At 69.4% G+C, this 17,151-nt stretch carries 16 protein-coding genes; 5 read left to right on the top strand and 11 right to left on the bottom strand.

The genetic code is table 11. The features are described from left to right. Positions 1-31: 31 nt before the first annotated feature. Together ACIBTM_RS25445 and ACIBTM_RS25450 are read right to left on the bottom strand one after the other, a co-directional pair. Entirely contained in the window at positions 32-226 is a 195-nt protein-coding gene (locus ACIBTM_RS25445) for a hypothetical protein (protein ID WP_395879620.1), read from the bottom strand. Positions 227-296: 70 nt separating this feature from the next. Continuing rightward, positions 297-3,146 carry an AAA family ATPase gene (locus ACIBTM_RS25450; RefSeq protein ID WP_395879621.1) on the bottom strand — a complete coding sequence of 950 codons (2,850 nt, stop codon included), beginning with the start codon at positions 3,144-3,146 and terminating at the stop codon, positions 297-299. Between the two features lie 606 nt (positions 3,147-3,752). Between ACIBTM_RS25450 and ACIBTM_RS25455 the strand changes: the two genes are divergently transcribed. Beyond that, positions 3,753-4,916, top strand: coding sequence for an MFS transporter (locus ACIBTM_RS25455; RefSeq protein WP_395879622.1), 1,164 nt, complete (start codon positions 3,753-3,755; stop codon positions 4,914-4,916). Further along, positions 4,913-6,250, top strand: a complete 1,338-nt coding sequence (locus tag ACIBTM_RS25460; RefSeq protein WP_395879623.1) for a M20/M25/M40 family metallo-hydrolase — start codon at positions 4,913-4,915, stop codon at positions 6,248-6,250. Before ACIBTM_RS25455 ends, ACIBTM_RS25460 begins: the two co-directional genes overlap by 4 nt. Before the next feature lie 10 nt (positions 6,251-6,260). Here ACIBTM_RS25460 and ACIBTM_RS25465 read toward each other — a convergent pair whose 3' ends face one another. Beyond that, complete coding sequence (locus ACIBTM_RS25465) at positions 6,261-6,908, bottom strand: response regulator (protein ID WP_395879624.1); 648 nt, start codon at positions 6,906-6,908, stop codon at positions 6,261-6,263. Then, entirely contained in the window at positions 6,896-8,095 is a 1,200-nt protein-coding gene (locus ACIBTM_RS25470) for a sensor histidine kinase (RefSeq protein WP_395879625.1), read from the bottom strand. Before ACIBTM_RS25470 ends, ACIBTM_RS25465 begins: the two co-directional genes overlap by 13 nt. Positions 8,096-8,170: 75 nt before the next feature. On the opposite strand from ACIBTM_RS25470, the gene ACIBTM_RS25475 reads away from it, so the two are divergent. After that, positions 8,171-8,497 (top strand): putative quinol monooxygenase, encoded by a 327-nt coding sequence (locus ACIBTM_RS25475; RefSeq protein ID WP_395879626.1) that lies wholly within the window; start codon positions 8,171-8,173, stop codon positions 8,495-8,497. Here ACIBTM_RS25475 and ACIBTM_RS25480 read toward each other — a convergent pair. Continuing rightward, entirely contained in the window at positions 8,481-9,344 is an 864-nt protein-coding gene (locus ACIBTM_RS25480; protein ID WP_395879627.1) for an alpha/beta fold hydrolase, read from the bottom strand. The genes ACIBTM_RS25475 and ACIBTM_RS25480 overlap by 17 nt on opposite strands. Positions 9,345-9,454: 110 nt before the next feature. Between ACIBTM_RS25480 and ACIBTM_RS25485 the strand changes: the two genes are divergently transcribed. Then, positions 9,455-10,363, top strand: a complete 909-nt coding sequence (locus ACIBTM_RS25485) for a diiron oxygenase (protein ID WP_395879628.1) — start codon at positions 9,455-9,457, stop codon at positions 10,361-10,363. Between the two features lies 1 nt (position 10,364). Continuing rightward, positions 10,365-11,873, top strand: a complete 1,509-nt coding sequence (locus ACIBTM_RS25490; protein ID WP_395879629.1) for an FAD-dependent oxidoreductase — start codon at positions 10,365-10,367, stop codon at positions 11,871-11,873. Positions 11,874-11,935: 62 nt separating this feature from the next. On the opposite strand, the gene ACIBTM_RS25495 is transcribed toward ACIBTM_RS25490, so the two are convergent. The 6 genes from ACIBTM_RS25495 to ACIBTM_RS25520 form a co-directional block, all read right to left on the bottom strand. Beyond that, positions 11,936-13,156: a cytochrome P450 gene (locus ACIBTM_RS25495; protein ID WP_395879630.1), complete on the bottom strand. Its 1,221-nt coding sequence runs from the start codon at positions 13,154-13,156 to the stop codon at positions 11,936-11,938. Between the two features lie 86 nt (positions 13,157-13,242). Beyond that, positions 13,243-14,196, bottom strand: a complete 954-nt coding sequence (locus ACIBTM_RS25500; protein ID WP_395879631.1) for a PDR/VanB family oxidoreductase — start codon at positions 14,194-14,196, stop codon at positions 13,243-13,245. 15 nt (positions 14,197-14,211) lie between these two features. Then, complete coding sequence (locus tag ACIBTM_RS25505; RefSeq protein WP_395879632.1) at positions 14,212-14,961, bottom strand: SDR family NAD(P)-dependent oxidoreductase; 750 nt, start codon at positions 14,959-14,961, stop codon at positions 14,212-14,214. Further along, positions 14,958-15,452, bottom strand: a complete 495-nt coding sequence (locus ACIBTM_RS25510; RefSeq protein ID WP_395879633.1) for an aromatic-ring-hydroxylating dioxygenase subunit beta — start codon at positions 15,450-15,452, stop codon at positions 14,958-14,960. The genes ACIBTM_RS25505 and ACIBTM_RS25510 overlap by 4 nt, the downstream gene beginning before the upstream one ends. Next, positions 15,445-16,740, bottom strand: coding sequence for a Rieske 2Fe-2S domain-containing protein (locus ACIBTM_RS25515; RefSeq protein WP_395879634.1), 1,296 nt, complete (start codon positions 16,738-16,740; stop codon positions 15,445-15,447). Before ACIBTM_RS25515 ends, ACIBTM_RS25510 begins: the two co-directional genes overlap by 8 nt. 5 nt (positions 16,741-16,745) lie before the next feature. Beyond that, positions 16,746-17,117, bottom strand: a complete 372-nt coding sequence (locus ACIBTM_RS25520) for a hypothetical protein (RefSeq protein WP_395879636.1) — start codon at positions 17,115-17,117, stop codon at positions 16,746-16,748. Positions 17,118-17,151 lie beyond the last annotated feature (34 nt).

Below are 17,151 nucleotides of genomic sequence, written 5' to 3' on the forward strand. Positions count from 1 at the left end.
CCGCCCGGACTTCTGGGCGGGCCGAGTGCATTCAGGCCTTGCGCCGCGCGATGTAACGGACGATCAGAAGCACGATGCACACGACCGAGACGGCGCCCGCGAACATGCGGATCGTCCAATCCAGCCCCGCGAACTGGCCGATCGAGTTGGTGGCCGCGCTGACGAGGAGGACGAGCCAGAGGGAGGCGGTGACGAGCACGCCGCCGGTGTTTTTGGTGTCGTTCATGGGAAAGACGTTATGGAACGGCGGGACCGGCGACCAGGGGAGTGACCCCCGGGCTCGGGTGGTGCTGGCGCTACCCCGGCGTCGACGTGGCCGGCGGCAGACCGAGCCGATGCGCGGCCGTCGCGGCCTGGACACGGCCGGAAACGCCCAGTTTGGACAGGATGTTCGATACGTGGGTGCTGACGGTCTTCGCGGAGATGTAGAGCTCCGCGGCGATCTGACGATTGGTCCGCCCTTCGGCGAGCAGCCCGAGCACCTCGATTTCCCGCCCGGTCAGGCCGTGCCGGTCGTGCGCGGGATCGTCGGAGCCGGCCAAGGAGACGCGAAGCGCTCTGGCCAGCCGTTCGATTTCGGCTCCCAATGGAACGACGCCGAGCCGGTCGGCGAGCGCGGCGGCGCCGCGGAGGCGGGTGACCGCGTCGTCGTGGGCGCCGTCCTCGCCGGCGGCCGATGCCGCCGCGAGCAACGTCCGTGCCTGTGGATAGGGCTCACCCAGCTCTGCCCACGCCGTCGCGGCCCGGTCCCATGCGGACCGCTCGGGGTCGATGGTCGCGGCGAAGGTGAGCCGGTGCGCCTCTTGTACCGGGCCGATCGACGGCAACGTGGCGGCCAAGGACCGCAATCGGGGACGAAGCCAGGGCAGGTGGGCTCCCGAAACCAGCACCGGCCACAGATAACGCGGACTCGCCTCGGCGCCCGGTAGGTTCAAAGCCTCCGTGACCAGATCGGCGGCCTCCGTCTGCCGGCGCTGGGCCAGCTTCAGGTCGATCTCCAGCCGGGCGAGGGGCAGCAGGTCCTGCGTGTCGGGGTAGCCGTGGGCGAACACCTCGCGTGCGTACGTGGATGCCGTTCCCGCTCCCGTGAGATCCCCTCTGGCCAGCAGGATCGTGCCGCGCAGCACCAGCAAATAGGCGTCCAGGCCGGGTATCGGCGGATGGCCGAGCGCGTGCTCGATGGTTTCGGTGGCCTCGTCCCAGTCGCCGACGGCGATCAACGCTTCGGCGAGGTTCGCCGCGTGGACCGGGCCGGCCGTTCGCGCCAGACCGGCCGCCGCGCATACGGCGAGGCCGGTCCGGGACGCCGATGCGGCCGCCGCGTACCTGCCTTCGCCTTGCAACAGATCGGCTTCGCGGCGCAACACGTGCAGAAGCGCGGTGTCGTCGGCGAGGTCCCGCGCCGTCGCGCCGGCTTGCGCCAGCTCCGGCAACTGGGCGTCGAGATCGCCTGCCCTGGCACGGGAGTAGGCCAGGTCGGCCCTGGCCATCACCTCGGCACGGACATCGCCGAAGCGCCGGGCGGCGGTGATCGCCGCCTCGGCGACCAGACGCCCCTCGTCCTCGTACGGCACCGTCAGCAGCCGGTAGGAGAGGGCCGCCAGTGCCGTCGCGGCCGCCGGATCCGTTCCGGGGATCAGTTCGGCCGCGGCGCGGAGGTCATCGAGTCCGCCCTGCTGCCCGAGGGAGTGCCGGAGTTCGCCCCGGCGCATCAGCGATCGTCCGGCCCGGCTCGGCTCGGCCGCGGCGTCGATCTCGGCCAGCAGAGTCTCGACGAGAGCCAGTGCGCGGGTCACGTCGCCTGCCGAGGAGGCGGCTTCCGCAGCTTTGTCGAGCACGTCGTCATGCCCGACACCGAGGTGTTCTTCCGCGGTGGGTACCAGCCGCCACAGCCGCAGTACGTCAGTAAGCAGGTGCAGTTGCTCGGCGTAGGCCAGTGACCGGCCCGCCTCCTCGGCGGCGTGCCACGCCGCGATCAGCGCCCGAGCGGGATGTTTGCCGGCGACCGCGCTCCAGTGAGCGGCCAGCTGCGCGCCCGCCTTTCCCGGCGACGCGAGCGACGGATCACGTTCGAGGGCTTCGGCGTAGGCGACGTGCAGCCGGGCACGTTCCACGGGCAGCAGATCGTCCTGGACGACCTCGCGCGTCAACGCGTGCCGAAACCGGTAGCCCTCGCTGTCGGCGGCGAGCAGGTTCGCCTCGACAGCGGGACGGAGTGCGGCCGCCAGCTCCGGCTCGTCGAGCCCGGTGACCGTCGCGAGCAGCTCGTGTCCGATGTGGACAGTGCAGACCGAAGCCGCGCGTACGACCTCTTGGCTCGGCGCGGGAAGCCTGCTCAGCGGGGCGATCAGCAGGTCGCGAATCGTCGGTGGCACCACGGCACCGCGCCGATCGGGACAGCGCATCAGCGCCTCGACGAAGAGCGGATTGCCCTCACTGCGCGCGAAGACGTCGTCGCTGAGGTCGACGTCCGGCTCGTGCCCGAGCAACTCACGCAGCTGAGCCGTCACTCCTCGTCTCGACAGCGGGCGGAGATCGAACCCGCGGACCCAGCCGACCCTGGCCAGCTCCGACGGCAACAGCCGCGCCGCGTGAGCCCGGTCGAGGTCGGTCCGGAACGTGAGGACGATGAGCAGGGCGGGCACCGCCCGCTGGTTCCCGACGAGGAACAAGAGAAGTTCCCTGGTCGCCTGGTCCGCCCAGTGGATGTCCTCGATCAGCAGCAGGGTGGGCCGCTGCTCGGCCAAGGCCTGCAACAGGGACAGCATCTGTTCGAACAGCCGTGCCTTGGCAGCCTCCGGGTCGCCGCCGGGCGGAGGCCCCAGCACGGGCAGCAACCGGCCGAGTTCGCCCACCGCTCCGCCGGGAAGCAGCCGGAGGACTCCGGCGACGCCCAGTTCGCCGACCAGGTCACGCAGCATCGAGGTGAACGGCGCGAAAGGAAGGCCGCTTCCACCGAAGTCGAGGCAATCGCCGGCCACCACCCGGGCCCCGTCATCGACGGTCGCCGCGAACTCCCGCACCAGACTCGACTTCCCGACGCCCGCGTCGGCGGTGACGAGCACGGTGACCGGAGCGCCGGCTCGGACCTCGTCGAAAGCCGCACGCAGCTCGGCGAGCTCCCGATCTCGTTCCACGACTGCCACAGGCCGAGTCTAAGGACCTGTTGGCGGATTCGGGCCGGGTAGGTCACGCCCCCCGCCGCCGGGGCTGATGTGACGAAAGGAGCTTTCGCCCCTGGTCGGATACGGTCACACGTGACGCTTCGGGTCAAGTCCGTGAAGGCCCCCTTGCCTCGGCTCAGCCGAGGAAACTCGACCTTGCCAAGTACATGAAGGCCCCCATCCTTGCGCCTAGGTACAGGAAGGGGGCCTTCATGTACCTCGGGTGCCGTCTCGTGAGTGTTTTGGGTCGTCGCCGAGGGTGTCGCGAAAGCCACTTTCGCGACACACCTCCACAACCGGACCGGAGCCTGAGACCGGCAGCAGCTGAAAGCAGGTAGGTAGCCAAGACACCCTTGGCTACAGCGACCCAAAACACTCACGAGGTCCACCGGAACGTTCTTTACGCTCACGGCCCCTCGCGAAACGCCCGAATCGGCCAGGCGGCCCAGACCCACCCCACCCGAATAAGCCGACAGCATCGTCTGATGCGGCGAAGGGAGCCTTCAGCCCACCACAGGCCGACTCTAAGGACCCGAATAGGGCACTTGCCCGATGCCGGCCCGCTCGCACGGGCCGCATGCTGACGACATGATCGACGAGCCGGTGGTCAGGACGACGCCGAAGGCGAGCAAACAGCTGGTGATGCTGCTGGTGGCCGCTTTCGGCGCGCTCAGCGGGTTCTACCTCCTGGTGTCGGTGGTCCCGCTGTACATCGCCGATTCGGGAAGCGGCGGGTTCGGCGCCGGGCTCGCCACGGGCGCGATGATGCTGGCCACGGTGGTGACGGAACTGGCCGTGCCGAGGTTGGTGGCGCGGCTCGGCTACCGGGCGGTGTTCGCTCTGGGGCAGCTGCTCCTCGGCGTGCCGGCACTCGCGTTGATCATCTCGCCCGCCACCGGGCTGACGCTGGGGGTCAGCCTGGTGCGCGGGGCAGGTCTCGGGATCGTGGTGGTCGTCGGGAGCGCGCTCGCCGCCGAACTGGCCCCTGCCCGCCGCCGCGCCGAAGGACTCGCGATCTACGGCGTCGTGGTGGGTGTGCCCGCGGTCGTGGGGCTGCCCGCCGGAATCTGGCTCAGCGAGCAGTTCGGTTTCGCGGCGACGTTCGCCGTCGCCGCGGTGGTTTCGCTGTCGCCGCTGGCCGTGGTCTCGTCGTTGCCGTCGAAATCCGGCGATGTGACGGCGTCGGGCTCGGTGCTGAGGACCCTCCGGGCGGGCGGACTGGCCCGGCTGACGGTGGTCTTCACCGCGATAACGATCGGTGCCGGTGTGTTCGCCACTTTCCTGCCGCTGGCCGTATCGGCCGAAGCGCGCGGGACGGCGGCCCTCGCGCTCCTCGTTCAGTCTCTGGCCATGTCGGCCGCCCGCTTCGCCGCGGGCCGGTTCGGGGACAGACACGGCTCCGGGCGGCTGCTCGTCCCATCCGTGCTCGTCTCGGCCGTCGGCGCGGCGTTGTTGTCGTGGACGGACAGCTCTCTGCTGATGGTCGCCGGGATGGCGTTGTTCGGCGCCGGGTTCGGCGTGGCGCAGAACGTGACGTTGACGCTGATGATCGAGCGGGTCGACGTGGCCGAGTACGGCAACACGAGTGCGTTGTGGAACCTGGCCTACGACGCGGGATTCGGTCTCGGCGCGGTCGGTTTCGGGCTGCTGACCGGACCGTTCGGCTACGGGACCGGATTCGCGCTGACCGCGGTCGTGCTCCTCACCGCGCTCGTCCCGGCGATCCTCGACAGGAAGGTCGCGAAGCCGTGATCGACATCGACAAGGTGCTGCCCGCGGCTCGTGCGGCGCTCGACGCACTGGTGCGGATCCCGTCGGTGAGCGCCGAGCCCACCGGAGACATGCGGCGCTGCGCCGAGCTGACGGCGGCGTTGTTCCGTGGCGCGGGGATGCCGGAAGTCGAGCTCCTCGACGACCTGCCAGGCGGTCGACCCGCGGTGCTGGCCAGACATCCGGCGCCACCCGGAAGACCGACCGTGCTCCTGTACGCCCATTACGACGTCCAGCCCGCCGGCGACCTCGCGCACTGGACCAGTCCGCCGTTCGAGCCCGTCGTGCGCGACGGCCGGTTGTCCGGCAGGGGCACGGCCGACGACAAGGCCGGTATCGCGGCACACCTCGCCGCGGTGCTGGCGTACGAGGGCGCCCCTCCGGTCGGCGTCACCGTGCTCGTCGAGGGGGAGGAGGAGATCTCATCACCGACTCTCGGCGAACTGCTCAGCAGGCACCGCGACCGGCTCGCCGCCGACCTGATCGTGCTCGCGGACTCCGAGAACCTGGAGCGCGGCACACCGGCGTTCACCACTTCACTGCGCGGCACCGCCGCGTGCGTCGTCGAGCTGCGCACGCTGGAGAGCGGTGTCCACTCCGGCAGCTTCGGCGGCCCGGCACCCGACGCGCTCAGCGCGCTGTGCGGTCTGCTCGCCACCTTGCACGACGAACACGGCGATGTGGCCGTGTCCGGCCTCAAAACCGGCCAGGTTCCCGGGTACGGCTACCCGGTACGGAGGTATCGCGCCGAAGCAGGTGTGCTCGACGGTGTCGAACTGCTCGGCACGGGCGACGTCGCCGAGCGGCTGTGGGCCAAACCGGCGGTGAGTGTCCTCGCCATCGACGCACCCGCGGTCACGACGGCGTCGAACACGATCGTCCCGGTGGCCAGGGCCAAGGTCGGTCTGCGAGTGGCCCCTGGCGACGACGCGGTCCGCGCCGCCGCGTCACTGGCCGAGCACCTGACCGCGCACACGCCCTGGGGCGCCCGGGTATCGGTCTCCGTCGCGGACATCGCGCAACCCCACCAGGTCGACACCGCCCACCCGGCCTATGCGGCGGCCGGACGGGCCTACCGCGAGGCCTACGGCAAGGACGTGATTCACATCGGCAGCGGCGGCAGCATCCCGTTCGTGGCGGAATTCGCCGCCGCCTTCCCCGCCGCCGCGATCCTCATCACCAGCGCGGGCGCGGACACCGACTCCAATCCTCATGGTCCCGACGAGAGCGTGCACCTCGCGGAATTCGAACGAGCCTGCCATGCGGAGGCCCTCCTGCTGTCCGAACTCGGCCGAGACCGACCGCGCCGGCGGTGAGGGTGCCGCCTCAGCTCTTCCCGCCCAGGTAGGCCAGCACGGCCAAGACCCGCCGATGCCCGCTGTCCTCCGGCAACCCGAGCTTCGCGAAGATGTTCCGGATGTGCTTGTGCACCGCGCCGTCGCTCACCACCAGCAGTTCGGCGATCGTCGTGTTGTTGTAGCCCTCCGCCATCAGCCCGAGCACCTCGCGCTCGCGCGCGGTCAGCACTTCGAGCGGGTCGGTCGCGCGGCGGTGCGCCATCAGCTGGGTGATCACCTCGGGGTCCATGGCCGTCCCGCCCTTGACGACCCGGTCCAGCGCGTCGAGGAACTTTTCGACCTTCCCGACGCGCTCTTTGAGCAGATACCCGACAGCGCCCTTGCCGTCGGCCAGGAGTTCGGCCGCGTAACTGGTTTCGACGTGCGCGGACAGCACGAGCACGGGAAGCCCGGGGTACATCTTCCGTGCCTTGACGGCGGCGCGGAGGCCTTCGTCGGTGTGGGTCGGTGGCAGCCGGACGTCGGTGATCACCGCGTCGGGCCGGTCCTTGGTGACCAGTTCGAGGAACTCGTCCACGTCGTCGACCGCGGCGGTGACGTCGATGCCCGAGGTGTTCAGCAGCATCACCAGGCCTTCGCGCAGCAGTGCGTCGTCCTCGACGATCACGACCCGCATGGCAACTCCACTTTCAGTACGGTCGGCCCACCGGCGGGGCTCGACAGTTTCAAGGTCCCGTCGAAGGCCTCGGCCCGCTTGCGGATCCCGGACAGGCCGCTGCCGCCTGATTCGTCGGCGCCGCCGTGGCCGTCGTCGCGGATTTCGATGAGCAGGGTGTCCGCGGTGCCGTCGAGGGTGATCGAGGCGTGTTCGGCGCCGGAATGTTTGGTGATGTTCGCCAGCATCTCGGCGACGACGAAGTAGGCGGCCGCTTCGACGGCGGCGGGACGACGGCTGCTGCTGCGAACGTCCACAGTGCACGGAACCGGGCAGCGGTCGGCCAGCGCGGTGACGGCGCCGTCGAGGCCGCGGTCGGTCAGCAGCGGCGGGTGGATGCTGCGCACGACGGTCCGGAGTTCGGCGAGCGCGCCGGTCGCGGTGTCCTGCGCCTTGCCCAGTAACTCCCTCGCCCGCTGCGGATCCTTGTCGAAAAGCGAATCGGCGATCCCCAATTGCAGGACCACCGCGGCGATCCTCGCCTGTGTCCCGTCGTGCAGGTCGCGTTCGAGGCGACGGAGCTCGGCGCCGTGCGCCTCCAGCGCGGCGGCCCGCGACGCGGCGAGTTCGACGACGCGGTCGGTCAGCACGACCCCGGCCGCCGGCGCGAGCAGCCTGCGCGCGACGGAGGCCTGCCACCGGGCCACCGCCGGTGTCAGGAACACGAGCGCGATCATCGCGACGCCGGTGACGACGCTGAGGATCGCCAGTGGCCAGGACGTCACGACGAAACCGAGGGAGCTTTCCACCCCGCCGGGCACCGTTTGCCACACCAGCGCCGTGACGAGCTGGCGGAGCCCGCCGAGCGGCAGGGCGACGGCGAAGATGCCGATGACGAAACCGGTGGCGCCGTGGAAGGCGAGCCAGCCCAGATCCCGCCGCGACGCCGGGTCGGTCACCGGGTTCCCCGACCGGTACGGCTCGGGGATCGGCTCGCCCAGCAGGCGGGCGGCCCGCCGTCGTTCGAAGTTGACCGGATGCCTGATCAGCCGGAGCGCGACGGGCACTGCCGGGATCCCGACGCCGAACGGGCACATCATCAGCACGAACAGCATGCCGACGAGGACGAACCAGGCGAACATGGAGGAAGCCGCGCCGACCGCCAGGTACCGGATCGCGGACCAACAGGACCGGAGCCGGGTGATCACCCGGACAGTCTTTCATCCGGTCGCCGGCGGCCTCGGAGCGGAGCGCGTGAAGGCCCGCTTTGCGATACTCGGGCCATGATCCTCATCGTCCTCAAGGCACAGATCCGCCCCGAGAAGCGAACCGAATGGCTGGCGGGTATCGAGCGCTACACGCAGCAGGTGCGCGGCGAACCCGGCAATGTCTCGTTCGACTACTACCAGAACGCCGGTGACGAGAACGAGTTCGTCCTGGTCGAGGTCTTCGCCGACAGCGCCGCGGGTGACGCCCACGTCGCCACGCGGCACGCCCAGGAGTTCTTCCCGTTCATGGCGACCGTCGTCGCCGAGAAGCCGCGGATCAACTACCAGAACCTCGACGGTGACGCGTGGTCGGAGATGGCCGAGGTCACGCCGGTCGACTAGTGGCGCCGGTCGCGGTGCGGTCGATGATGGCGGCCAGCGTCGTGGCCGCCTCCTCGGGGATCCAGTGGCTGACGCCGGTCAGGATTTCGAGCCGGTAGGCGGCGTCGACATACTGGCCGGCGAGTTCGGCGCTTCGCCGGGACAGGGCCGTGTCGCCGTCGCTCCAGACGTGGGTGGTCGGCACGGTGACCCGGGCGCGGAGGGCGGCCGGGTGGTTGAAGACCATCGCGCGGTACCAGTTCAAGCCGCCGGTGAGGGCTCCGCCGCGGACGATGTCCTGGCGGACCTGGTCGATCTGGGCGGGTGTCATCCCGGTGCCTGCCAGCGTGCGTTCCAGTACGCGTGGCCGGCTCCGGATGGCGAGTTCGGGCAGCCAGGGGAGCTGGAAGAGGAACATGTAGTACGACCGGACGAGCTGGTCGCTGCAGAGCATCGCGCGGAGGAACGCCCCGGGATGGGGGACCGACACGGTGGTCAGAGATGTGACCAGGTCTGGTCGCCGGGCCGCGGTCGACCAGGCGGCGACGGCACCCCAGTCGTGTCCGACGAGATGGACCGGCCCGGTGTCGAGGGTGTCGATGAGGGCGACGGTGTCGGCCACCAGACGGCTGGATCGGTAGGCGAAGCGGCCCCGCGGGCGTGCGCGGGGTGAGTAGCCGCGCTGGTCGGGCACGATCGTGCGGTATCCCCGCTGGTGGAGCTGGGCCGCGGTGTCGGTCCAGGAGGCGCCGGTCTGCGGGAAACCGTGCAGCAGGACGACGACGTCGCCGTCGAGCGGTCCGGTGTCCCGGACATCGAAGACGAGTCCGTCGTGGTCGAAGGTGGCGATGCGGCGGGGCGCGGTCATGGGCGGATTTCCCCTTCTTTCGTGGACTGCTCGTATATGTTACCTTGAGTAACAGTGAATCGCGGTAACAGGTAGCCGCGCACTCTGTCGACGTCGTCAGGGAGGTCCGTATGACCAGCACCGATGTGCCGCGAACGGCCGGGGCAGGCCGCCACGAGACCGCGCAGCGGCTCCTCGATTCGTCCGCGATGCTGTCCTACGACCCGGCCACCGAGGTGGACTGGGAGACGCCGCTGGACAAGGACTTCCACGGTGCCAGTCCGGAGTGGAGCACCCTCTACGGCACGAGCTACTGGGGCGAGATGAGCCCGGAGCAGCAGAAGGAGCTCACCCGCCAGGAAGCCGCTTCGGTCGCGAGCACCGGCATCTGGTTCGAGATGATCCTGCAGCAGATGGTGCTGCGCGACTTCTACGCCAAGGACCCGACCGATCCGGCGTTCCAGTGGGCGCTGACCGAGATCGCGGACGAATGCCGTCACTCGATCATGTTCGCCCGCGGCGCGGCGAAGCTCGGCGCGCCGCCGTACCGCCCGCGCAAGCTGGCCGTCGAACTCGGCCGGGTCTTCAAGGCGACGGCCAGTGGCGAAGCGGCGTACGCGGCGATCCTCGTCGCCGAAGAGGTCCTCGACGTCATGCAGCGCGACTGGATGCGCGACGAGCGCGTGGTCCCGTTCGTGCGCACCATCAACAACATCCACGTGGTCGAAGAGTCCCGGCACATGAAGTTCGCCAGGGAGGAGACGCGGGAGCAACTGGAGGGCGCGGGCTTCCTGCGCCGCCGGATCAACGCGCTGGTCATCGCGATCGCTTCGTACTTCATCGTCAGCAGCATGATCAACCGCGACGTCTACAAGTATGCGGGGCTCGACCCGAAGCGCGCTTTGCGCGAGGCGAAGGCCAACGAGCACCACAAGGCGATGATGCGGTCCAGCTGTGCCGGCCTGATGGAGTTCCTCGGCTCGTGCGGTCTGCTCACCCGCCCGGCGCTGGTGTTCTACAAGCGGGCGAACCTGATCTGACATGGCCTTCGCGATCACCCAGACCTGTTGCAACGACGCCACTTGCGTGTCCGTCTGCCCGGTCAACTGCATCCACCCGACGCCGGACGAACCCGACTTCGGCACCACCGAGATGCTCTACGTGGACCCGGCCACCTGCATCGACTGCGGGGCCTGCGCGGACGCCTGCCCGGTGGACGCCATCTTCCCGGCGGATCTGCTGACCGGACCGCTGCAGGTCTACGCGGGAATCAACGCGGCCTTCTACGCCGACCGCGAGCCCGTCGCCTCGGCGGATCCGGCGCCGAACTTTCACCAGTGGGGCCCGCCGACGTTCGACCGGGCCATCCCGAGCGACTTCGCACCCGCGGACATCGCCGTCGTCGGCACCGGTCCGGCCGGCATGTACGCCGTGGAGGACCTGCTGCTCCACACGAACGCGCGGGTCACGCTGATCGACCGGCTGCCGGTCGCGGGCGGACTCGTCCGCTACGGCGTCGCCCCGGACCACCCCGCCACGAAGCGGATCGGCGAGACCTTCTCGCGGTTTCACGAACACCCGCGGCTGCGGATGCGCCTGGGCACCGAGATCGGTCGCGACGTGTCGGTGGACGAGCTGGCCGAGCGTCACGACGCCGTCGTCTACGCGGTCGGTGCCTCCTCCGCGCGTGGTCTCGGCCTGGACGGCGAGGATCTGCCCGGCAGTATCGCCGCGACCACGGTCGTCGGCTGGTACAACGGCCATCCGGACGTGCCCGCGAACGCGGTGGACCTGTCCGCGGAACGTGTCGTACTGGTCGGCACCGGGAACGTCGCACTGGACGTGGCCCGGATCCTCACCGCCGACCCCGACGACCTCGCCGGCACGACGATCGCCCCGCACGCGCTGGAACGGTTGCGTACCAGCAAGATCCGGGAAGTCGTGCTGCTCGCCCGGCGCGGGCCGGAGGACGCCGCGTACACGTCGCCGGAGCTGCTCGCCTTGGCAGGGCGCGATGACGTGCCACTCGTCGTCGACGACGCGGACCCGCGAACCACGGCCGCGATCGACGCGGCCGACGGCAAAGCGGCGCTGCTGCGCGAACTCGGCCGCGAGACCGTCGACTGGACCGCGCCTCCGGCCGGGGACTCGCGCCGGATCGTCCTGCGCTTCCACTCCGCGCCGGCCGAGATCATCGGCGACACCCAGGTGCGCGGCCTGCGCGTCACGGGGCAGGGCGGGCCGGTGGAAATCGCCGCCGGTCAGGTCGTCCGCGCTGTCGGCTATCGAGGTGTGCCGGTGCCGGGGCTCCCGTTCGACGACGACCGCGGCACGATCCCGAACACCGCCGGTCGCGTCGAGGGGCTCAGTGGCGCCTACGTGGTCGGTTGGATCAAACGCGGTCCTTCGGGCGGAATCGGCGCGAACCGCACTTGTGCGCGGGAGACCGTGGCGACCTTGCTGGAGGACATCACGTCCGGCGCGCTGCCGGTTCGGGTGCGGCGGTCGCCGATCGCCGCGCTGGCCGCGAGATTCCGCGGGCGGTCTTGAGGTTGGGCAGTTGAAGTACATGAAGGCCCCCTTCCTGTACTTAGGCGCAAGGAAGGGGGCCTTCATGTACTTGGCCCGCGATCAAGCCGCACCGGCAGCACGCGGTGACCGTTGGAGATGAACGAGTCCAGGTGCCGTAGCCCCTCCGGGCCGGCCGCGAGGGCCATCTCCGGGAAACGCTCGAACAGGGCCGGAAGAGCGATCGCCGCCTCCAGCCGGGCCAGCGGTGCGCCGATGCAGTAGTGCGCTCCGAAGCCGAAAGCGATGTGCGCTTTGTCCTCGCGCGCGACGTCGAACGCGTCGGCGTCGTGCTCGTGCAGTTCCGGGTCACGTCCGGCGGCGGCGTAGCCGGCGAGAATCGCGTCGCCCTGCCGGATGACCACGTCGGCGACAGCGATGTCCTCGACGGCGTAGCGCAACGGCAGGTTCGCCACAGGTGCCTGCCACCGCAAGGTTTCCTCGATCGCGTCAGTCCAGGAGACCTGCCCGGAGCGGAGCAGGGCGAGCTGATCGGGATGGGTCAGCAGCGCGGTGATCGCCTGGTCGAGGAGATTCACGGTGGTCTCATGCCCCGCCGAGATGAACAGGATGAGAGTGTCGATCAGTTCGGCTTCGTCGAGCCGGGCGCCGTCGGCCTGTGCGGCGATGAGCGCGGTGGTGAGATCCTCGCCGGGGTTCTCCCGTCTGGCGGCCACGAGTTCGGTGAAGATCGAGTGGATGTCCTGGTAGGCGGCCAACATCGCGTCCTGGCTCGCCGAAGTCCGGAAGAAGACGTCGACCGAGTGACGCAGTCTGCCGCGAGCCGAGTCCGGTACCCCGAACAGGTGGCAGATCACTTCGATGGGCACCGGATAGGCGAAGTTCTCCCGCAGATCGACGGGTTCGTCTTCGGGCAGGGCCGCGAGCCCGTCCAGCAGATCGGTGACGATCCGGGTGATCCATGGCTCCAGCGTGGCGATCCGGCGCGCCGTGAAAGCCTGCGTCACGAGCGAACGGAGCCGTTTGTGGTCGGCGCCGTAAGCGGTGAACATGTTCCGCACGGAGACCCACACCAGCAACGGCCAATCCGTGCTGACCTCGGCCAGGGCCGGCCAGTGCTGCCGGGCGTCCTTGGAAACCCGCGGGTCGCCGAGCAGGTCACGCAGCAGTTCGTAGCCGGTCACCGACCAGGCCACGACACCGCCTGGCAACTCCACCCGGGTTATCGGGCCATGTTCGCGAAGGCGTTCGTTCTCGGCGTGGATGTCTTGGCCGTTCGGGTCCAGAACCAGGGGACGCGTCACCGGGGATCACCCTTTCTCGGCGGAGCGGACCGGGTCCAGCGTGCCAGCGGCGCCCATCGCCCGGCTATTCGCCAAACGGTGGTCGCTCAGTACAGCTCGATGACGAGCCGGTCGGTGAGCGCGCGTGAGACGCAAAGGGCCATCTGGCCTTCGCGGTCGGCGGCGGTCAGGCAGTTGTCGCGATGATCCGGGGTGCCTTCGAGCACACCGGACACGCACGAGCCGCAAATGCCTTCCTCGCAGGACTTGAACACTTCGATGCCGTTGTCCTCGAGGACCGCCAGGATCGATTTCCCCGCCGGTACCTCGAACTCCTCACCGGTGTCGAGTTCGACGGTGAGGGGACGGTCGCCGGAGGTGTCCACTTCGGCGGCTTCGAAATGTTCGACGTGCACGTGGTCCGCGCCGACGACCGGGCCGAGCACGTCGCCGACCTGTCGCATGAAACCGTCCGGACCACAGGTGTAGACGTGCGTCGCCGATGTCAGGCCCTCGGCGATCGTCCGCAGGATGGCGGGATGTTCGCCGCGCGGGACGCCGAAATGCGGCCGGATCCGGTCGGCGAACTCCACCCGTTCTTCGAGAAGTTCCACGAACGCCGCGGTTTCCCGCGAGCGCGCGAAGTAGTGCAGCTCGAATTCGCTGCCCCAGGTGTAGAGCTCGTAGGCCATCGAAAGCAGCGGCGTGATGCCGATACCGCCCGCGACGAGGACGTGCCGGTCCGCGTCTTCGGCGACGGTCAGCAGGTTGCGCGGCTCGCTGATCTTGAGGTGATCGCCGACCGAGACCTGGTGCATCGCCGCGGATCCACCGCGCGACTCCGGTTCCCGTTTCACCGCGATCAGGATGGAACGCGGGTCGTCGGGGGCGCCGCACAGCGAATACTGCCGCAGCACCCCGGTCGGGCCGACCACGTCGACGTGCGCCCCCGCCCGGTAACGGACGCGCAGCGGCTCGTCGTCCTGCCGGACCAGCCGCAGGGTACGGATTTCCGGCGTCTCTTCGATGATTTCGACGACGCGGAAGAGGACGTTCGTCATCTGGGTGCCTCCTGGTCAGCGCATGAACAGGCCGCCGTTGGCGTCCCAGCAGGCGCCGGTGACGGAGGCGGCTTCGGGGGAGGCGAGCAGCGCCACCATCTCGGCGATGAACGTCATGCTGCCCAGCCGTCCGACCGGGATACCGGCCGTCAGCTTCGCGAGGTTCTCCTCGCCGACGATCCGGTGGACCATGGGGCTGTCCTGCGGTCCGGGGGAGACCGCGTTCACCGTGACCCCCCGCGCGGCGAGCTCACGGGCGAACACCTTGGTCGCCGTCAGGATCGCGCCCTTGGAGGACGCGTAGTGCCCGCCGGTCGAGGTGCCGCCGTTCTGCCCGGCCAGCGAGGCCAGGTTGACGATCCGGCCGTATCCGGCTTCGGCCATATGCGCGCCGAACAGCTGGCAGGCGTGGAAGGTGCCGTTGAAGTTCACCGCCATCACCTCGTCGAGCTCCTGCGGCGTGATCTCCAGCAACGGCCGCGCCTGGGTGCGGGCGGCGTTGTTGACCAGCACCTGAACCCCGCCGAAATCGCCGAGTACCGACGCGAGCAACTGATCGATGGCCGGGCGGCTGGCGACGTCGACGCGGTAACTCTGGGCGTGCGCCCCGGTCCGGTCCAATTCGGTCGCGAGCCGGTTCGCGGCCGCCTCGTCGAGGTCGGCGATCGCCACCCGGTGGCCGCCGCCGTGCAGGCGCCGGACGATCTGCTCGCCGAGCCCGGTCGCCCCGCCGGTGATCACGGCGACCGGCGCGGTGCCGCTCACAGCAGGAATCCCGCGGCGGGAACGGCTTCGTCGGCGTTGACGAGCCGGACGACCTTGCGGGCGAAGCGGTCCTCGTCGCCGGTGGTGCCGAGGCGGACGACGTAGTCGACGTCCGCGGCCCAGAGGTCGTGACGGCCGCGTTTGTACGCCACGATGATCTGTGCGGCCTTGAGCGTGACCGAACGGTCGCCGACGTCCGTGGGGATGAAACGCGAGACGGTCCGCACGGTGATCGCCGAGTCCACCGCGGCGATCGCGTAGCCCTCGGTCATCCGCCGCACGCGCAACCCGCGCATCCGGGCGTCGTCGTGGACCATGTTGAGGACGTCGTCGAAGTCGTCGGCATCGCGTTCGATCGGGATGATGTACATCCCGTCGTCGGCGTAAAGCCCTTGCCAGGCCTCGTATTCCTTGGCGTCCAGCAGCGCGGCCTCGCGCCAGGCCAGCTCGATCGCGCGGACCACCCGCGGATCGGTGAGGGTCTCAGTCATCGCTCATCATCCGCTTCCATTGGGCGTACGCCGCCCGCATTCCGGTCTCGTCGGTGACGTGGCTGGTCGGCCAGCCCTCGGCGGAGGGCTTCTCGCGACCCAGACCGCGGTTGACCATGATCGGCAGCTCGGGCGCGCCCTGGGCGCCGCGCTGCACCCGGTCCCAGCCCTCGGAATCGTCCGGAGTGCCGAACCCGAACGGCCCCTGGAAATGCTCGTGGGCGCGCAGCCGCTCCCGGTTGACCGGCCCGACGATCTCGGCCGGGCCGTCGCTGCCGAGGGCGACGTGCTCGATGACGGTCTCGTCGACACTGATCGGCCGCAACACCCGGAAGAACGAGATCGACATCGACACGTTCGGGAACAGGTTGAGGTTGAACCCCGTGCCGTGCACGGCACGGACGAGCCTGCGGATCTCGGCCTCGTCCACCCCCGCGGCTTCGAGCCGGGCGACCAGGCCGTCGAACCGCGGCTGGAGCGGCTCGCTGCCGTCGTCCGCGTCCAGATCGGAGTGTTCGGGGACCATCTGCATCACCGAGTGGCCGTTGCCGAGGTCGTGGGTGACCGCCGTCGGATCGGTCATGAACGACATCATCTCGGCGGTCTCGGCGTCGACCGAGGCCATCCAGGACCGGTGCACGATGGGGAAGTGGTACCCGTCGGTGGTGTTCTCCAGCTGGATCTTCCAGTTGCCCCGATAGGTGAACCGGTGGGTGCCGAGCACCTTCACCGGATAGCCGCCGCCCTGCGCCATGAAGCGATCGATCCACAGCTTGACGTCGCCGAGGAAGTCGGCCAGCGGTTCGGCGTCGGCGTTCAGGGTCGCGAAGATCATCCCGCCGTAGGACTCGGTGCGCAGGGTCTTCAGCCCGAGATCCGCCTTGTCCATGACGCCCTCGTACCCGTCGGGATAAGGGATGCCGCGCAGTTTGCCGTCCAGCCCGTAGGACCAGGCGTGATAGGGACAGGTGAACCCGTTGGCATGACCGGACTTCTTCTCGCAGAGCGACGCGCCCCGGTGGCGGCAGCGGTTCACGAGCGTGCGGATCTCACCCTTGCGGTCCTTGGTGACGATGACCGGATGCCGTCCGACGTGGGTCGACTTGAAACTGCCTGCCTTGGGCAGTTCCGATTCGTGGGCGACCCAGATCCAGGTCCGCTCGAAGATCTTCGTCATCTCCTGGTCGAAGATCGCGGGGTCGGTGTACATCCGGCCGGCGACCCGGTCGCCGAGGACGAGGTCCGCGGGCGGCAGGTCGTACACGGTGGCGGCGGTGAATTCGGTCATCGCGATCAGCCCCGGTATTCGCGAGGAGTGAGGGCGCGGCCGATGCGCGCTTCGATCTTGGCGTACTTCCACAGCTTCCACGGGCTGTCGCCGACCGGAGTGGTGCGCAGGAAGTCGCATGCCTTCTTGACGGTTTCCTGCGTGTCGACGTCGCAGAGCAGGTAACAGGTCCACGGCCACCCGCCGGACGGGCCGACCATATGGGAGTCGTCGTCGATGTCACCGATGAAGTCCACCCCGGGCAGGCCCTTGATGCCGTCCATCAGCGCGACGAAGGCGGTCCAGACGTCGCCGGCGGTGACGCCGCCTTCCGGAAGGTCGAAGAAGTTCTGGTTGATACCGATGCAGAACAGCACGCGCAGCGGGGTATCGCTCATGGTGGTGGTCCAACTCCTCGTCAGCGGTCGGTGG

The organism is Amycolatopsis sp. NPDC049868, assembly GCF_044461365.1.
In the GTDB taxonomy this organism is placed as follows: domain Bacteria; phylum Actinomycetota; class Actinomycetes; order Mycobacteriales; family Pseudonocardiaceae; genus Amycolatopsis.